Genomic DNA, 16,014 nt, shown 5'->3' on the forward strand with positions numbered 1-16,014 from the left:
TATAGGGTTTTCATCGTATAACCACATACTGTTACTAAAATTATACAATAGATATGTCCTTATTCCCAAAGACATTACCGTGAACAAAGAGAAAACATCCGGTTAACCCTTGAAATGAAATCAGCCTGCGAAAAAAACGTGATGAAAAAGGTGGGCTCACCACCCTTTCGGATGATCAGCCCACCTTCATTTCATTTATGCGATGATTTCCTCTTCCCTGTTGATGGAAGCGGATCCTATGGATTCCAGTTCCTTTTCTCCTTCAAAGAAGAGATTCTTTGAAATGATGGCGCTCATAAGCTCCTCCACTTCCAGGTCCGTGATGTCGGTTCTCACCTTGGGAAGTCTCAGGTTGTAATTTTTACCTTCCTTGGTCTGGAAAGTCATTGTAAGAGTATTCATAATTTCCTACCTCCTATGCCGCTGTGATTTCGCTGACGTCCTGCATGCTGATACCTTCGCAGTTCTGCTCGGATAAAGCCGCAATCATGAGTGCCACTTCATGAAGATCTTCAGGAAGTGCCCCCACTTTGAAGTTTCTCACTCTTCTGGTTTCGCCCACGGATTTCCCCTGGTCGTTGAACCTCTCAAAAGTAAGAATCAGGTCCTTGGATAGATTTGTTACTGTTACTGCCATTATTACCAACCCCTTTCATAACTTAATTATGCGGTTCTCTCCCAATGAGCAGGGATTCCTCACAGAAATTCAACAATTTCAAAGTACTTTGATGATATACTTGAAGGAAAGAAGATAAACTCGGGAGGAATCGATATGATCGTCTTACAGAACACCTATCTCAGCATCGAACTCACTGAACTTGGCGCAGAACTTGTCAGCATCAAAGATATGGAAGGTCAGGAATATCTGCTCAGAGATGAGAAGTACTGGGGCTACAGTGCACCGCATCTGTTTCCTGTGGTCGGAGTCCTGAATCAGAACCAGCTTCTGCATCAGGGAATCTCCTATCCCGTCAGAAGACACGGCTTTGCAAGAAATATGCCTTTCAGTATTCTGGAACGGACCGAAAACAAGGTCAGCTTCCTGCTGGAAAGCAGTGAAGAAACGCTGAAACTGTACCCCTTCCACTTCAGGTTCATCGTGGAGTATATCCTGGAAGGAAAGAAAATCACCGTAGGATATAAGACTGAAAACACCGGTGAGACAGACCTCGCTTATTCCGTCGGCGCACATCCGGCATTTCTTGCCCCAAGAAATAGAGCAGAGAGCTTCACCGATTATTATCTGGAATTCCAGCATGCGGAAGATCTCCAGACCATCGGACTTGACAGTCAGACTGGGCTTCTGAAGCGAAACAAGAGTCCTTTCGGAAAGAACGTCACAAGAATCGATCTTGAAAAATCTCTCTTCAAGGAAGACGCACTGATCTTTCAGAACCTGAAATCAGAATACCTCTCCCTGAAAAGCAGAAAAAGCAACAAGGAAGTGCGCTTCCACATCCGTGAATTTCCTTTCCTTGGAATCTGGACCACTTCAGGCTCCTCACCATTCATCTGCATCGAGCCTTGGGCAGGACATGCCGACTATGAGGACTTCCATGGAGAATTCATGGAAAAGGAAGACAACATCCTTCTGAAACCCCATGAAATCAGAGTGCATTCCTATTCCATCGAAATACGCTATTAGCACATAACAATAAAAACTGCAGCCGGCATAGGCTGCAGTTTTTTATTCGAACATTTCCCGCGCTTCTTTCTGAAGCGCTGCCATTTTCTTCGCATACCAGATATATTTCCTATAATAAAGCTGATATTCCTCATGATTCTCGTTCGTGCATCTCATGGTTTCTCTATGCCCTTGCGCCTTCAGACCCTCTGGTTCATGATCCAGAAGCACGGCGCCCAGGCAGCTGCTGTCTGCGGCATCAGATATCTCAATATCCCGCCCGAAAACATCGGAAAGGATTCCGGTCCACACCGCACTTTCAAGAAATCCCCCTGAAGCGATGATTGTGGTGCTGTCTCCGGATAATGCAGTAAGCATTTCCCATACTTCCCTGAGATTGAAAACCATACCTTCCACTGCAGACCGGATCAGATGGTCCCTCCCATGAAAAGCGCTAAGACCAATGAAGGAGGCATTTAGTCTTCCATCCCAGTGCGGTGCCCTTTCTCCATGAAGATACGGGATGAAGAGCAGCCCCTCACTTCCTTTCGGAATATCCTTAACCCGGTTCTCAAGGTCCTTATAGATTGTCTCCTCTTCTTCATGAATCGTTCTTCCCAGCCAAGCCAGCACATTACCGCCGTTATTCACTGCTCCACCGATGACCCACTTGTCTTTCATGAGATAATAGCAGAAGGTCCTGCCCGCATCATCCAGAACAGGCGCATCCACAGTCATGCGCACCGCTCCGCTGGTGCCTATGGTCACCGTCGTTTCTCCCCTATGAAGCGCCTGACTTCCAAGGTTCGCAAGACAGCCGTCTGATGCGCCCAGCATGATTTCAAGTTCGGAGGAAAGTCCTGGTTTCTCAAGTATACTTCTGTTTTCCACAGAGACCTTTTCTGTCACATCCTTAAGCGCAGGCAGAAGCGCTTCGGTGATTCCGGCATGCCTCAGCGCTTCTTCATCCCAGGCCAGATTATGAATGTTCAGCATTCCTGTGGCCGAGGCCATGGAATAATCCATGACACACTCTCCCGTGAGATGCATCAGTATATATTCTTTTATGCCCATGATTTTTCCGGTTTTCTCAAGTAGTCCGGTGTTCTTTCCAATCCACAGCAGCTTGAAGAAAGGACTCATGGGATGGATGGGCGTTCCGGTATTTCTGTAGTGCTTCAGCCAGTCCTCATTTCTTTTGAACTCTTCCACTTCATTTACAGCCCTGTTGTCTGACCAGATGATGCTTCTCGTAAGAAGTTCATGGTCCTTTCCCATGAGGATCAGAGAATGCATGGCACTGGAAAAAGAAAGAAGCTCCACCTCTTTCTTCTGACCTGACATGGATAGAAGAATCTCATCCAGGACCCGGTAAAACGCATTCAGGACCTCCTCCGGATTCTGCTCTGCATAACCCATCTGGTCATGATAGGTCCTTAACCCTTCACTGGACATGGAGACTCTATTGAGATTCTCGTCATAGAGCACTGCCTTTATATTTGTGGTGCCAATATCGATCCCGATTTTATATTTCATGCTGCTTCCCTTCTTCTTACAAAACTCTACTTCTATTATGGATCATTTTTCCGGAATGTCCATTTGCAAAATGCAGCAAATGAGAAGAAACATGAAAATATCCCTGTGCAGCTTTCCTGCACAGGGATATGAAACTTCATCACTACTGATTCATCTACATACCAAAGTATGCTTTGATCTGAGCTGCCAGGGATTTCGCCATGGCTTTCTGGAATACCGGGTCAATGATTTTTGACAGGTCTTCCGCATTGGACATATATCCGATTTCAGTCAGGACCGATCTCATCTCAGTCTGTCTCAGCACTGCCAGTGTATGACCTGAAATGCTCTGGTCCGTTCCATCTCTTCTGTTTCTGAATCCCATGGAGATGAAGGACTGTTTCACATATCCTGCCGCATCGATGCTTTCTCTGATGGACGACTCGGATATGCTGGATACCTTGTAGGATGGATAGATGACAAATGCTCCCTGTGAACTGCTGTCAGGGCTGTAATCATGATGGATACTGAAGAACAGATCTGCATGAGCCTCGTTTGCGATTCTTGCACGGTCGGCCAGTTCGATGAAGGTATCATTTCCTCTGGTCAGAATGGTCTTGAATCCTGCATTCTTAAGTTCAGCATCCAAAGCCAGGGCATACTGAAGAACATAGACTTTCTCATATACATACGTTCCATTCAGATTTCCTCTTGCTCCGCTGTCTTTACCGCCATGACCCGCGTCCACAACAATGGTAGGGATCTTTTCAACATTGATCTCCTTGCTGTAAGTCAGCTTTTCTCCATTGTTTCCGTTCACTTCCACCTTGATGGTGTTCTTTCCGGGGAAGAGATTGTTCCTCTTGATCAGATATTCATATCCTGTATTGAGATTCTCATCATCCGCACGGGAAATTCCATACTGCGCTGTCCCCTGAGCTCTTCCGTTCAGATATACGCGCACATTCTTAACGCCTGCATCTAATTTGCCGTAGCCGGAAACAAGAATATCCTCATTCTTGTAGTTTACCACATCCATGTGATCCAGCTTGCCTTCGGCTTCAATGACCGGTCTATTGTAAGTGAAGCTTACAGAAGTCTTCACCGTGCTTCCATCGGCCATTTTCGCGCTGGTGGTCACCTGATTTGCACCATTGTTGAATCTGTCTTTCCCGACGATGAGCCTGAACCCGCTGGTTCCTGCATTGGCAAATTCCGGATTGGAAGCAAGGATGTCATCCCTCTTCATATTGATTTCTGCAACTCCTATGGTGACACCGTTGATGATGATATCAACCTGCTTCACGGAGTCATTTGTCAGCACATACCCCTTCACAGTGACATCCGCATACTCCAGTGTTCCTGAAGGTCCTTCAATCTTAATGATGGAATCGGATTCGGAAGGTTCTTCCGTCACCGGTGGTGTATCCGGGCCAGATACCTTTGTGAGGTAGTCGATGGAAACATATCCGGTCCTGCCGCTGTAGGTGACCTGAGCCCAGCTTCCTTCGATCTTTTCGATGGTCAGCTTCGTTCCCTGAGGAATGGTCAGGATGATGCCGTAGTTTGTTCCAGGACCGCTTCTGAGATTAAGATTATATGTGTTTTCACGAATATCCTCATCTGCAGGTACTTCCACTTCCGGTTCATCATAAGGACTCATATAGTTCTGTGAAGCATATCCCACATAACCGTTATAGGTAAGTTTTCCCCATTTGCCGGTAAAAGACTCCACTGTTACGATGGTTCCCTTAGGAAGCACCGTCAGTACCGTTGAAGTTCCATCCGGCTCTGCTCTCAAGTTGAGATTCCCTGTGATGATCATCTTGCTGTTCACAACAACAGGTTCCTCAGGAGTTGGCTCCGGGGTGGGTTCTGGAGTCGGTTCAGGTGTTGGGGTCGGCGTTGGCTCCGGTGTTGGAGTAGGCTCCGGTGTCGGCGTCGGCTCCGGTGTTGGCGTCGGCTCCGGTGTTGGAGTAGGTTCTGGAGTCGGTGCAGGTTCCACCGTCAGCTTCTTGAGATATGCTGCCGAGGAATAACCGGTTCTGCCGTTATAGATCAGTTTCGCCCAGCCTCCACTTTCACTTAATACTGTCACCTTGCTTCCTTTCGGAATGGTGAGGAGAATTGTCGCTGAAATACTTCCTGAACTTCTCATATTGAGGTTTTCAGTGGTTTCTCTATAATCGTTGGAAGGTTCAGGTGTTGGGGTTGGTGCCGGGGTCGGTGCCGATGTGGATACTTTGGACAGATAGTTCGTCGAAACATATCCGGTCTTTCCACCATAGCTGACCTTTGCCCAGGTCCCTGAAACACTCTGTACGGTGAGTTTTGTACCTTTCGGAATAACGCCCAGCACACTGCTTGTGATGGAGCTTGCGCTTCTGAAATTGAGATTCGCCGTGGTCTGCCTCACGTCATTTTCAACACTTGCAGGTGGTTCTGGTGTTGGTGCCGGTGCTGGAGTAGTTGTTGAAACGGTAGTCAGATAGCTGGTGGAAACATATCCGGTCTTTCCGCCATAGGTGACCTTCGCCCAGCCTCCACTCTGACTTAATACTGTGACTGTGGTATTCCTTGGAATTGTCAATATAATACTGTTATTAGTCCCTGCCCCGGATCTCATATTGAGATTCGCCGTGGTCTTTCTGATATCTGTACCAGACTCAGGCGCTGTATTTTCAGGCTGCGTCGGCGTTGATGTAGTCACTGTTTTAAGATAGTTTGTGGAAACATATCCGGTCTTTCCACTGTAACTGACCTTTGCCCAGGAACCTGAAACAGACTGTACGGTCACAGTGGTTCCCTTAGGTATGGTGAGCAGAATGGAGTTTGAAAGGCTTGCACCGCTTCTCATATTGAGATTCGCTGTGGTTTCTCTCTTATCCGTGGTCGTGCTCGGTGCAGTCGGTGCAGCAGCTGCTGTTGCAGAAAATGACACATAGGACGGATTTGCGCTGATGTACAGTCCATTGGACAGTTTATACATCTCTTTTCCATCTACGGAATGCTTTTCTGTGACCTGGAGTGTTGTGCCCTTGCTATATGTTCTTGCCTTTGCATTCCAGTCAGGACCGTTGTATGCCCATAAAGAATATGCAGTGACTGTAAGATTTCCTGTCTGAGTATTGATTACTGCCGCTTCTACAACTGTATCGATCATATTCATCGGTAAAGCCGTAGCGGAAAGACTCATCACTAAGGCAATACTAGTATGCAACAATACTTTTTTTGCTCGTTTGCTTAACATAATCTACTCCTTTCATACTAAAATTATTCAATGTCTACCTAATGTTATAATTAATTCATAAGTTCTGTCAATTGATTAAGCTTCATTAAAAATATTTCACATTTCACCTGTTAAAATCAGACATTAGTTCTGATTTTTCCAGTCCCATAACGGCTGCCATTCCTCCGGCAGAAGATGTTTATACTGTGCCCAGGAATAACGCAGATCCATCAGAAGAACAAGCCCCTGATCCGTTTCAGAACGGATCACTCTTCCAGCCGCCTGCAGGACTCGGTTGATCCCAGGATAAATATAGGCATACTCGAAGCCCAGATTATCTCTGGCGAAATAATCTCGGATCAGATCCCTTTCATAGGACACCTGAGGATAGCCTACGCCGACAACTGAAGTTCCAATGAGCGCATCACCCGCAAGATCGATTCCCTCAGAAAATATCCCGCCTAATACCATGAATGCCACAAAACTCTTCTCTCTTTCCACATAAAACAGTGACAGCACTTCTCCTCGTTCTTTTTCACCTAAACTTGGTTCCTGTATATAAGTTTCAAAGCACTCTCCGTACTTTTCCATGAATATTTCATGAACATCACGCATATATTTATAGGACGGGAAAAAGGCGATATAGTTTCCTTTTTTACTGCTCATCATTTTATAAATGTTTTCACTGATACCAGTAAAACTTTCTTCTCTTTTTCTGTATCTCGTATCGATGCTTCTGTCCAGATAGACCTTGAGATTCTCCTTTGGAAAAGGAGACCCCAGTGTTTTTCTGTAATCCTCCTCTTCTCCTCCAAGCACATCAAAATAGTAGCTCATAGGTGACAAAGTGGCGGAGAACAGAATGGAAGCCTTGGCTCTTTTGAACACATCGATGAGAATATCTCTTGGATAGACGCAGAAAAGCTTGATGATCACATTGGCTCCGCTGTTTTCCTCATAGGTCACATATCCGTCATTATAGATTTCAGCTATATTAAGGAAGCCGTTCACCGCAAAGAAGAGATCCAGTATCTTATCCCGTCCTTCAAAATCTTCTCTGACTTCCTTCTGGAAGATCTCAAAAGCCATGAGAAAATCCTTGAGGGTGAAGATCAGATCGTCGGAAACACCGAAGTAGTGCTGCTTTCCCTCTTTCTCCTCCAGCACTTTTCTCATCTCTATGAACTTCTTGTTGAGCTTTGTCAAGGAGCGCTTGAGATACGAGAATTTCTCCCCGGCCTTTTTCGCTTCCATGACCATGTCCTTCGTCAGCACAGCGGAGTACATGTCTCTTGATCTGTCCACAAGATTGTGGGCTTCATCCACAAGAAATATATAGTTTTCCCGTACATCCATAAAGAATCTTCTTAAGTAGACCCTGGGATCGAACACATAGTTGTAATCACAGATGATGAGATCACTGAAATAGGAAAGGTCTAAAGAAAGCTCAAAGGGACAGACTCTGTACTTCCTGGCATAGGAGATGATCATCTCTTTGGAGTAGCTTCTCTCATTCTTCAGAATATCCAGTATGCATTCATTGATCCGGTCATAATGTCCTTCTGCAAAAGTGCATTGATCGGGATTGCAGTTCACTTCATCATTAAGACAGACCTTTTCCTTACTGGTGATGGTGAGAAACTTCACGCTCCCGCCTTTGTTTTTTATGATTTCAACTGCTTCTTCCGCCACAGTCTTCAATGTCCCCTTGGCTGTGAGATAAAAGATCCGGTCCGCTTCCCCTTCTCCTATGGCTTTCACTGCCGGAAACAGGGTGGATATGGTTTTTCCGATACCTGTAGGCGCTTTTGCAAAAAGCTTTCCCCCTTGCCTGACCGTCCGATACACATCCACAGCCAGATCTCTCTGGCCTGTTCTGTAATTCAGGAAAGGAAACTGAAGCTTCTTTAAGGATTCATTTCTCTCCTTCTTCCACCTGGCATCTTCTCTCACATATTTCAGGTATTCTTCAATGGTTTCACTTACATAGGTTTTCAGCTCTTCATAGCTGCAGGTTCTTTCGAAGGTTTTGGATACCTCTGTATCCAGATTGAAATAGGTAAGCAGCAGCAGAATATTCTCCGTCTTATGCTCTTCCATGTACATGAACCCATAGAACATCACCTGAGCCCAGTAGAGCCTGTTGAAGTCTTCGTCCACATCTTCCAGTGGCGCATAGGTGGATTTGATTTCCTCAATATACCTGCCTCTGACCATGCCGTCCGCTCTTCCATCCACTGTGAACCTTATATCATCAAACAGAATCTCATATTTCAGATACTGTTCCTTTTCATAGGACGAGTCTTCTTTTTGTCTTTGCTTCTGAATCTTCACATGAGCGCGGGTTCCTTCTTCCATTCTCTGAGGACTTGCACCCATGGTGGAGGAAACGATGTCCCCATATCGATGCACGAATTCTATTATATTCCTAACGGATATCTTTATATCAATCATAATAACCCCAAGCTTGTTTCTATCGTTTACATTATAAGAATTATACCACTAAATAGCTATGAATACAGTCTGGAATTGAACAATGTCTACCTGCGTCTCATCTATGAATCACGATGAGCAGGAAGCAGAAAAGTCCCTTTCGGGACTCTTCTTCTGCATACTGCTATGCACTCTTTCATTTTTTCCGCTTTGCTACAGTGATTTTTCTAGTGCGCCGCTGAGCTTGTTAATGCTGATCGTCAGGTTCTCCATCTTGCCTTCGATCCTGGTCAGAAGATAGATGGCAATGACCATGGGAAACCCGATATTGGCACAGGCATCAATCAGTACTTCCATATTTCTCACCCCATAGCTAACTATGCATGCAATGGGTGAAGCAGCGAAATCTAGTTGATCAGTTCCTTGGCTGTATTCTTGATGAAGCTGGCTTTTGCCACCAGCGCCAGAACAGAAATGAAAACAAAAATTCTTTCCTTGTCCTCTTCCCTGATATTGAGCTCATCCACATATCCTCGTAGTTTCTTTTCATCGATAATGAGGTTGGACGTGGATTTAGCCTGATTCTTCTGGATTTCATAGAAAAGTTCATAGGCTGTTTCCCAGGAGATGATATCATCCTCACGATTGTTGATGTCATTGAAAGCGAGATTGAACACCTTCTTGATCTCTTCCGTACTGAGTACAGGTCGCATGTAGCTCACGAAAACCAGCTGGATCAGATGGATATTCGTATATCCTTTCTTTTTCCCCTGATGAGGTTTGGCGATGACATCGCTTTTGATATAATTCTGTATGATATTGATGGTGTAGGTCTCGTCATTGAACAAGTCTTCCAGAAACTCGATGACCTGAGACAAGAATAGATCGTATTTGGGGAAATCCTTCAAAGGCAGCGTACTGCTCTTGGCTTTCACCTTTACAGAATCCTCAATACTGATCGCTGTAGGATCATTCTGTTCACTCATACATTCACATCCTTATTTAACACTTACTTTAACTTTATTATATGTTAATAAATACCATATATCAAACATTTTCAGTGTTCTTCCTGTTTATCTGATGCTTTTATCACATTTGCATTTTCCGGCTCATGCACTTAAAGATCCAGGCTTTCCTTATAGACCTCTTTCTTGGGGATTCCCCTGAGCTCCGCCACCTTTTTCACTGCGTCTTTCTTCGTGAGACCTTCTTTCATCACTTCCAGAATATGTTCCTTTATGGATAAATGGATGAATCCTTCCTCACGCTCCATCTGAATCTCTTCCTGAGATTTTCCTGAAACAACCAGTACGAATTCTCCTTTGGGCTGCTTTTCTTCGAAGCTCTTCAGCACTTCACTGATGGTCCCTCTCAGATGCTCTTCATAAAGCTTCGTCAGTTCTCGTGAAAGAGAAACTCTGCGGTCTCCGAACACTTCCATAACAGCGCTAAGGGTATCCAGGATCCGATGAGGCGCTTCGTAGAAGATCAGCGTTTCTTCTCTTTCTTTGAGAAGCTGAAGCTCATCTCTCTTTTTCTTCTTTGCCTTGTCCAGGAATCCGATGAAGGTGAATCTTCCGGTATCAAGACCTGAAGAAACAAGCGCATTGATCAGGGCAGATGGTCCTGGCAGAACATTCACTTCAATGCCTCTTTCAATGGCCTTTTTCACGATGACCTCTCCCGGGTCCGAAATGCCAGGCATACCGGCATCTGTCACCAGCGCGATGTTTTCTCCCGCTTCCACCTTGTCCAGGATAAAAGCGGAAGCTTCCATCTCGTTATGTTCACGATAGCTTATGAGAGGCTTTCTGATTTCGTAGCGATTCAAGAGCTTCGCTGTGACCCTGGTATCCTCACATGCGATGCGATCCACTTCACTAAGGACTTCCAGTACACGCAATGAGATATCCTTCAGATTGCCGATGGGTGTCGGTACCATATATAGTCTCGTCATTTTCTATCATCTCCATAAATTCTTCTGATTTCATCGGAATAGGTTCCATCGTCATTGTAGACATATAAGGGCGCTTCCACCTTGAGAAATTCTCCTCCGTCTCTTAGCCCCTCCACAAGAACCATGGTCGGCGGCTTCTTCGTGTTGGGATAGACCATCCTTAATCTTTTTGGTTCAATTCTGTACTTTCTCATGAGGGTCAGAATGTCCGCAAGTCTTTCCGGTCTGTGAATCATATAGAACCTTCCCTGGTCCTTCAGCACAGTTCTTGCCCCACTGATCACATCTTCCAGATTCAGGCTGACTTCATGTCTTGCGATGGTCAGCGCATCCTTTTCGTTGATGATACCGCTGTTTTCTTTCTTGTAAGGAGGATTCACTGTAACCACATTGAACTTCGGAAGACTTTTCAGGAGCTTCTCATCTTTGATGTCTCCTTTCAGGATCTTCACTTTGTCTTCAATCTGATTCAGGTCCACACTTCTTTTCGCCATTTCCGCAAATTCATCCTGAAGCTCGATGCCCATGATCTGCCTGGCATGGCTTTTCCCATATAGCAGAATAGGCAGTATGCCCGTGCCGGTGCAGAAATCCATCACCAGATCATTCTTTCTCACCCTGGCAAAATCTGACAGAAGAACCGCATCCACACCGAACCGGAATCCCTTCTCTTTCTGTATGATTTTAAGGCCCTCTCTCTCCAGATCTTCCAGCGTTTCTCCTGGCAGTAAATAGTTCATAGTCAACCCACTTTCCTTCTTCTCTCATATTCTCTTACATTTTATAGGCAAATCAGCGTTAACACAAGAAAGCACTTTTTCCTGATTGGTTACCTGCTCATTCCTATGGGTGAAACTGGACCGAAAATAGGGTATAATATCTTACATATCTAAAGGCGAGTGAGGAAAAATATGATAGAGAAAATCAGAATCTGGGATGAACGTGCTGTTATCTACATCAACCAGAAAATCAAAAGAAAACCATTGGACTACTTTTTTGTTGCTGCAACGTATATGGGATCGGATGTTTTCGCCATAGGATTCATCCTTGCCTTCCTCTTTCTTCCTGTAAGCAAAATAAACGACTTTGCTCTCTATGCTGCTGCAGCACTGATTCTCTCTTCCATCACCGTGGGCATTCTGAAGAATGCCATAAAAAGAAAAAGACCCTTTGAGACCATCATCGAACTGAAGAGTCTCAAGATCGGCGTAGATCAGTTTTCCTTTCCATCCGGGCATACCACTGCAGCATTTAGCCTGGCAGTCACTGCCGCATTGGTGACAAATGGTCATGTGGCATCCACTGCCTATCTTCTGCTGGCACTTCTCGTGGCACTTTCAAGGGTATATCTGGGCGTACATTATCCATCAGATGTCATCGCCGGTGGCATCATCGGAAGTTTCTTTGCACTGGCAGTGCATGTTTTTTAGGAGGTACATAACATATGTTTGATAATATCAAAGGGGTCATTTTTGACATGGACGGAACACTCATTGATTCCATGTGGGTATGGAGAAAGATTGATGAAGATTTCATCCTGAAGCAGGGCATTGAAATGCTGCCGGAGGATCTCATGGGAAACATTTCTCATCTGAGTTTCCATGAAACCGCGGAGTACTTCAAAAGAGAGTTCAGCCTTCCTGAATCCGTGGAGGATATCAAAAACCACTGGAACACCCAGGCGAAGCATGAATATACCCACAATGTCCTACTGAAGGACAACGCTCTTCCTCTTCTTACCGCACTGAAGGCAAAAGGCATCAAGATGGCCATCGCCACCAGCTCCTCCAAGGAGCTCCTGGAAGATACCGTATCTTCCAAAGGCATCGCCCATTTCTTTGATGTCATCGTCACAACGGATATGGCTGGAAAAACCAAGGTGGAGCCTGATGTCTATCTTCTGGCAGCAAAGCTCATGGACATCGCTCCTGAAAGCATCGCGGTCTTTGAGGACATTCCCGCAGCCATGACCGGCGCGAGAAAGGCAGGCATGAAGGTATTCGGCGTCCATGATAAGTTCTCTGAAGACAGAAAAGAGGAGATCCTAGGCATCTGCCACACCTATATCGAGAATTTCGGAGAACTGCTTCCACATCTTCTCTAAGATGACCCTCATACTTTCATTGTGTAATGGAACGAAAAAATCTCTTTCGAATCGATTGAAAAGATTCGAAAGAGATTTTCATTTGCATCTTACTATTTCTTGTATTCTACAGGAAACTTTTCCTGAAGCTCTGTCATAAGCTTTGTGTAGTATTCCATCTGCTTATCCTGAAGCATCTTGTTCATGACTTCTTCCTTGACGTCATCAAACTTCTGTGGCTCAGCACCCTTCTTTTCAGTGGTCTTGATGATGTGGTATCCGAACTGTGTGGATACCGGGCTCTTTGTCATTTCCCCTTCGTTCATGGCAAAGGCTGCATCTTCAAATTCCTTGACCATCATGCCTCTTCCGAATTCTCCAAGGTCTCCACCCTGTTCCTTGGATGGACAGCTTGAATGTTCTCTTGCTGCATCTTCAAAGGATATTTCCTCATTACTGATCTTGGTGATGAGGTCTTTGGCAAGATTCTCATCATCTACCAGAATGTGGCTTGCTTTGATGCTTTCCTGACCCTGATATCTTTCAGGATGGGATTCGTACACTTCCTTCGCTTCATCCTCTTCGATGGTTATGGTTCCTAGAATCTTGTTCATGGTGAAGCTGTACTTGATGTCCTTCAGCGCCTGCTCAACCTGAGCCATGTACTGAGGATCGCTTTCAAGGCCAAGCTCTGAACCGAAAGCGTTGATCAGTTCCACACTGACCAGCTGATCCAGCAGCTGCTTTCTGCCATATTCAGATTCAAAATAACTTCTTCTTTCTGGGGCTAATGAGGCAATTGTGCTGTCCAGGATCGCATCTGTGATTTCGATTCCGTTTACAGTTGCCAGTACTTTGTTTTCCATTATAATTTACTCCTTTTACAGTGAATTCTTTTCTATCTTAACATATTTCATAGGGATTACAAAACCATACCAATCATACTAAAGAAAGCTTATCTGCTTCTTAATTTTCAGTTCATACCTTCCCGCTATAATATAGAGATAATAATATTTATAGGAGTGATCGATTTTGGTGAAACTACATGAAAAAGCCCCTGATTTTACACTTATGGGCTCCGATAACAAGAAGCATTCTCTCAGTGACTACAAAGGCAGAAAAGTCATTCTCTATTTCTATCCCAGAGACAATACCCCTGGATGCACCTTGGAAGCAGAGAGCTTCCGAGATCATAACGAGGCAATTCGGGATGAAAACGCAGTCATCATCGGTGTTTCAAGAGACAGTCTTGCTTCCCATGACAAGTTCATCACGAAGCTGGACCTTCCTTTTGTTCTGCTTTCAGATGAGGACTCAGAAGCATCTGCTCTTTATGATGTACTGACGGAAAAAAACATGTATGGAAAGAAATCCATCGGCATTCAGCGAAGCACCTTCATCATCGATGAAGAAGGCATTGTCATTTATGAGAACCGCAAGGTGAAAGCAGAAGGTCATGCGGAGGAGATCATCGAATTTCTGAAAAACAGAGAAGCGTAGGAGAATCTATATGGAGAAGCAATCACCTGATTTTGAAACAGTCATGAAAGAACTGGCGTCTCTTGGAAAAGAGCGCACAAAGAAAAGCTATATGAGCAGAGGTGCAAAAGAGCCTCTCTTCGGTGTAGCCACAGGCGCCATGAAACCTCTTTCAAAGAAGATCGGTATCAATCAGCCTCTGGCAGAAGCGCTCTATGCCACCGGAAACTATGATGCCATGTACTTTGCAGGGATCATCGCTGACCCCAATGGTATGAGCGAAGCGGACTATGACAGATGGATGGATGATGCCTATTTCTTTATGATTTCCGACTACATCGTTGCCGTGACGCTGTCCGAGTCCGACAGCGCCCAGAAAGTGGCGGATCGTTGGATCAGAAGCAGAGAAGACCTCAGAATGTCCGCAGGCTACAGCTGCTACTGCTGGCTTTTGGGCAACAGAAAGGACAGCGAGTTTAACAAAGAGAAGCTCCTCTCCATGATGAGGCAAGTGCAAGAAACCATTCATGAAGCACCCGTGAATGCAAAGAAAGCCATGGGTGAATTTCTCTATACCATAGCCCTATCCTACCTTCCCCTTCATGAGGAAGCAATGAAGATTGCAGAGGAACTGGGCGAAATTGACCTCATAAAAGAAGAGAAGAAGACGAAAACCATCCACCCCATCGCCACCATCCAAAAGGAACTGGACCGGGGAAGACTGGGATTCAAAAGAAAATATGTCAGGTGCTGATGACACACTGGCTCAAAAAAGTGCCGTCGTAAAACTACGTGATATAGTTTTGCAGCGGCACTTTTTTTGTCGTGATTGGATCAGAAACACTTCCGATATTTGGAAACTGTAGCAAAAAGCACTAAAAGAGAAAAATGTAGAAATCAGTTTCATTGCTGATTTATATATAAATTCTAAGAAATAGCAGCTCCATTTTATACTTCTTATTCACTTATCGTAATAGATGCGGTAGCCACAAACATTCTCTTATCGGAAAGTTCCTTCAGATTGATCACTTCCATTTTCCCGTTGTTTGAGACAAGAACATTGAAGTGATCCGCATATCCCGTTACGGTTACCCAATGATTATAAAGTCCATCTCTATAGCCTTTAAAAAGCTTCAGTCCTACGATAAGAGGTACAGGATTGTCTTCATCTATATGCTTCTTGATATCCACCATCATGGCTCTCAGGCCAAGAAGACTGCCCACATAACTATGTATGATCTTCACCTTGGCTCTTTTTCCTCTTCTGGCATAATACCACAGAGCAGCCAGTTTGAATCGTAGTGCAGTGGTTGGTCCCAGAAGATACTTTCTGAACATATGGTTCTGATCCTTCACCAGTTCTTCTCGAACATAGGATTTCCCTTCCGTATAAGCCGCATGGTTATTAAGGGTCACAGACCCGCAGCCGAACATAGCCAGGGGCTTTGTGGAAAGATGCTGATTCCCACCATAGAGGCCATCAAAGATCCTTCTGAAATCCTTGTTAATAGTTGTAAATTCTATACCGTTCACTATACGTTTCACATTATCGCTCCAGTCTGTTTTCTTTCATTATATCGCCTGACACTTTAAGTTGGCTTAATTCATGAAATTTTAATCCAAAACTTCTTCTTACTGTCAGATCGGGTAGGAGGTAACTGATTATTTCAGTTACCGACCTCCCACACCACCGT

At 44.8% G+C, this 16,014-nt stretch carries 16 protein-coding genes; 5 read left to right on the top strand and 11 right to left on the bottom strand.

The genetic code is table 11. From position 1 onward, the window contains the following. Nucleotides 1-195: 195 nt before the first annotated feature. A complete protein-coding gene (locus ACHAL6_RS13310; RefSeq protein ID WP_395271155.1) occupies nucleotides 196-402 on the bottom strand; it encodes a DUF2922 domain-containing protein in 207 nt (68 codons plus the stop codon). 13 nt (nucleotides 403-415) lie between these two features. Then, nucleotides 416-637 carry a DUF1659 domain-containing protein gene (locus tag ACHAL6_RS13315; protein WP_395271156.1) on the bottom strand — a complete coding sequence of 74 codons (222 nt, stop codon included), beginning with the start codon at nucleotides 635-637 and terminating at the stop codon, nucleotides 416-418. Between the two features lie 135 nt (nucleotides 638-772). Between ACHAL6_RS13315 and ACHAL6_RS13320 the strand changes: the two genes are divergently transcribed. Then, nucleotides 773-1,645 carry an aldose 1-epimerase family protein gene (locus ACHAL6_RS13320; protein ID WP_395271157.1) on the top strand — a complete coding sequence of 291 codons (873 nt, stop codon included), beginning with the start codon at nucleotides 773-775 and terminating at the stop codon, nucleotides 1,643-1,645. Between the two features lie 42 nt (nucleotides 1,646-1,687). Here the strand turns inward: ACHAL6_RS13320 and ACHAL6_RS13325 are convergent, their stop codons facing one another. The 7 genes from ACHAL6_RS13325 to ACHAL6_RS13355 form a co-directional block, all read right to left on the bottom strand. After that, entirely contained in the window at nucleotides 1,688-3,160 is a 1,473-nt protein-coding gene (locus ACHAL6_RS13325; protein WP_395271158.1) for a gluconokinase, read from the bottom strand. Nucleotides 3,161-3,314: 154 nt separating this feature from the next. Continuing rightward, a complete protein-coding gene (locus ACHAL6_RS13330; RefSeq protein ID WP_395271159.1) occupies nucleotides 3,315-6,389 on the bottom strand; it encodes an SH3 domain-containing protein in 3,075 nt (1,024 codons plus the stop codon). A 123-nt stretch (nucleotides 6,390-6,512) separates the two neighbouring features. Further along, the gene (locus ACHAL6_RS13335) at nucleotides 6,513-8,822 is read right to left on the bottom strand and encodes an ATP-dependent DNA helicase (RefSeq protein WP_395271160.1); all 2,310 of its coding nucleotides are present in this window, start codon (nucleotides 8,820-8,822) and stop codon (nucleotides 6,513-6,515) included. Between the two features lie 192 nt (nucleotides 8,823-9,014). Then, entirely contained in the window at nucleotides 9,015-9,158 is a 144-nt protein-coding gene (locus tag ACHAL6_RS13340) for a YvrJ family protein (protein ID WP_207600470.1), read from the bottom strand. 50 nt (nucleotides 9,159-9,208) lie between these two features. After that, nucleotides 9,209-9,787, bottom strand: coding sequence for a DUF1836 domain-containing protein (locus ACHAL6_RS13345; RefSeq protein WP_395271161.1), 579 nt, complete (start codon nucleotides 9,785-9,787; stop codon nucleotides 9,209-9,211). 131 nt (nucleotides 9,788-9,918) lie between these two features. Then, nucleotides 9,919-10,758: a 16S rRNA (cytidine(1402)-2'-O)-methyltransferase gene (gene rsmI, locus ACHAL6_RS13350; protein WP_395271162.1), complete on the bottom strand. Its 840-nt coding sequence runs from the start codon at nucleotides 10,756-10,758 to the stop codon at nucleotides 9,919-9,921. Beyond that, nucleotides 10,755-11,498 (bottom strand): tRNA1(Val) (adenine(37)-N6)-methyltransferase, encoded by a 744-nt coding sequence (locus ACHAL6_RS13355; RefSeq protein ID WP_395271163.1) that lies wholly within the window; start codon nucleotides 11,496-11,498, stop codon nucleotides 10,755-10,757. The genes rsmI and ACHAL6_RS13355 overlap by 4 nt, the downstream gene beginning before the upstream one ends. 171 nt (nucleotides 11,499-11,669) lie before the next feature. Here ACHAL6_RS13355 and ACHAL6_RS13360 point away from each other — a divergent pair, with 171 nt between their 5' ends. Both ACHAL6_RS13360 and ACHAL6_RS13365 read left to right on the top strand, forming a co-directional pair. Then, on the top strand, nucleotides 11,670-12,188 hold the full coding sequence (locus ACHAL6_RS13360) for a phosphatase PAP2 family protein (RefSeq protein WP_395271164.1): 519 nt from the start codon (nucleotides 11,670-11,672) through the stop codon (nucleotides 12,186-12,188). Nucleotides 12,189-12,202: 14 nt separating this feature from the next. Beyond that, nucleotides 12,203-12,862, top strand: coding sequence for an HAD family hydrolase (locus ACHAL6_RS13365; RefSeq protein WP_395271165.1), 660 nt, complete (start codon nucleotides 12,203-12,205; stop codon nucleotides 12,860-12,862). Between the two features lie 92 nt (nucleotides 12,863-12,954). Here the strand turns inward: ACHAL6_RS13365 and ACHAL6_RS13370 are convergent, their stop codons facing one another. Then, the gene (locus ACHAL6_RS13370) at nucleotides 12,955-13,707 is read right to left on the bottom strand and encodes a peptidylprolyl isomerase (protein WP_395271166.1); all 753 of its coding nucleotides are present in this window, start codon (nucleotides 13,705-13,707) and stop codon (nucleotides 12,955-12,957) included. A 166-nt stretch (nucleotides 13,708-13,873) separates the two neighbouring features. Between ACHAL6_RS13370 and ACHAL6_RS13375 the strand changes: the two genes are divergently transcribed. Together ACHAL6_RS13375 and ACHAL6_RS13380 are read left to right on the top strand one after the other, a co-directional pair. Beyond that, complete coding sequence (locus ACHAL6_RS13375; protein WP_395271167.1) at nucleotides 13,874-14,341, top strand: peroxiredoxin; 468 nt, start codon at nucleotides 13,874-13,876, stop codon at nucleotides 14,339-14,341. Between the two features lie 10 nt (nucleotides 14,342-14,351). Next, complete coding sequence (locus ACHAL6_RS13380) at nucleotides 14,352-15,074, top strand: DNA alkylation repair protein (RefSeq protein WP_395271168.1); 723 nt, start codon at nucleotides 14,352-14,354, stop codon at nucleotides 15,072-15,074. 203 nt (nucleotides 15,075-15,277) lie between these two features. On the opposite strand, the gene ACHAL6_RS13385 is transcribed toward ACHAL6_RS13380, so the two are convergent. Continuing rightward, entirely contained in the window at nucleotides 15,278-15,865 is a 588-nt protein-coding gene (locus tag ACHAL6_RS13385; RefSeq protein WP_395271169.1) for a hypothetical protein, read from the bottom strand. Nucleotides 15,866-16,014 lie beyond the last annotated feature (149 nt).

This window comes from Proteiniclasticum sp. C24MP (assembly GCF_043951855.1).
In the GTDB taxonomy this organism is placed as follows: Bacteria; Bacillota; Clostridia; order Clostridiales; family Clostridiaceae; genus Proteiniclasticum.

Bases quoted from the DNA above. Each gene is read 5' to 3' on its own strand.
- ACHAL6_RS13340 (WP_207600470.1), bottom strand. From the start codon at position 9,158: ATGGAAGTACTGATTGATGCCTGTGCCAATATCGGGTTTCCCATGGTC.
- rsmI (WP_395271162.1), bottom strand. From the start codon at position 10,758: ATGACGAGACTATATATGGTACCGACACCCATCGGCAATCTGAAGGAT.
- ACHAL6_RS13315 (WP_395271156.1), bottom strand. From the start codon at position 637: ATGGCAGTAACAGTAACAAATCTATCCAAGGACCTGATTCTTACTTTT.
- ACHAL6_RS13330 (WP_395271159.1), bottom strand. From the start codon at position 6,389: ATGTTAAGCAAACGAGCAAAAAAAGTATTGTTGCATACTAGTATTGCC.
- ACHAL6_RS13370 (WP_395271166.1), bottom strand. From the start codon at position 13,707: ATGGAAAACAAAGTACTGGCAACTGTAAACGGAATCGAAATCACAGAT.
- ACHAL6_RS13310 (WP_395271155.1), bottom strand. From the start codon at position 402: ATGAATACTCTTACAATGACTTTCCAGACCAAGGAAGGTAAAAATTAC.
- ACHAL6_RS13380 (WP_395271168.1), top strand. From the start codon at position 14,352: ATGGAGAAGCAATCACCTGATTTTGAAACAGTCATGAAAGAACTGGCG.
- ACHAL6_RS13360 (WP_395271164.1), top strand. From the start codon at position 11,670: ATGATAGAGAAAATCAGAATCTGGGATGAACGTGCTGTTATCTACATC.
- ACHAL6_RS13345 (WP_395271161.1), bottom strand. From the start codon at position 9,787: ATGAGTGAACAGAATGATCCTACAGCGATCAGTATTGAGGATTCTGTA.
- ACHAL6_RS13335 (WP_395271160.1), bottom strand. From the start codon at position 8,822: ATGATTGATATAAAGATATCCGTTAGGAATATAATAGAATTCGTGCAT.
- ACHAL6_RS13325 (WP_395271158.1), bottom strand. From the start codon at position 3,160: ATGAAATATAAAATCGGGATCGATATTGGCACCACAAATATAAAGGCA.
- ACHAL6_RS13355 (WP_395271163.1), bottom strand. From the start codon at position 11,498: ATGAACTATTTACTGCCAGGAGAAACGCTGGAAGATCTGGAGAGAGAG.
- ACHAL6_RS13365 (WP_395271165.1), top strand. From the start codon at position 12,203: ATGTTTGATAATATCAAAGGGGTCATTTTTGACATGGACGGAACACTC.
- ACHAL6_RS13320 (WP_395271157.1), top strand. From the start codon at position 773: ATGATCGTCTTACAGAACACCTATCTCAGCATCGAACTCACTGAACTT.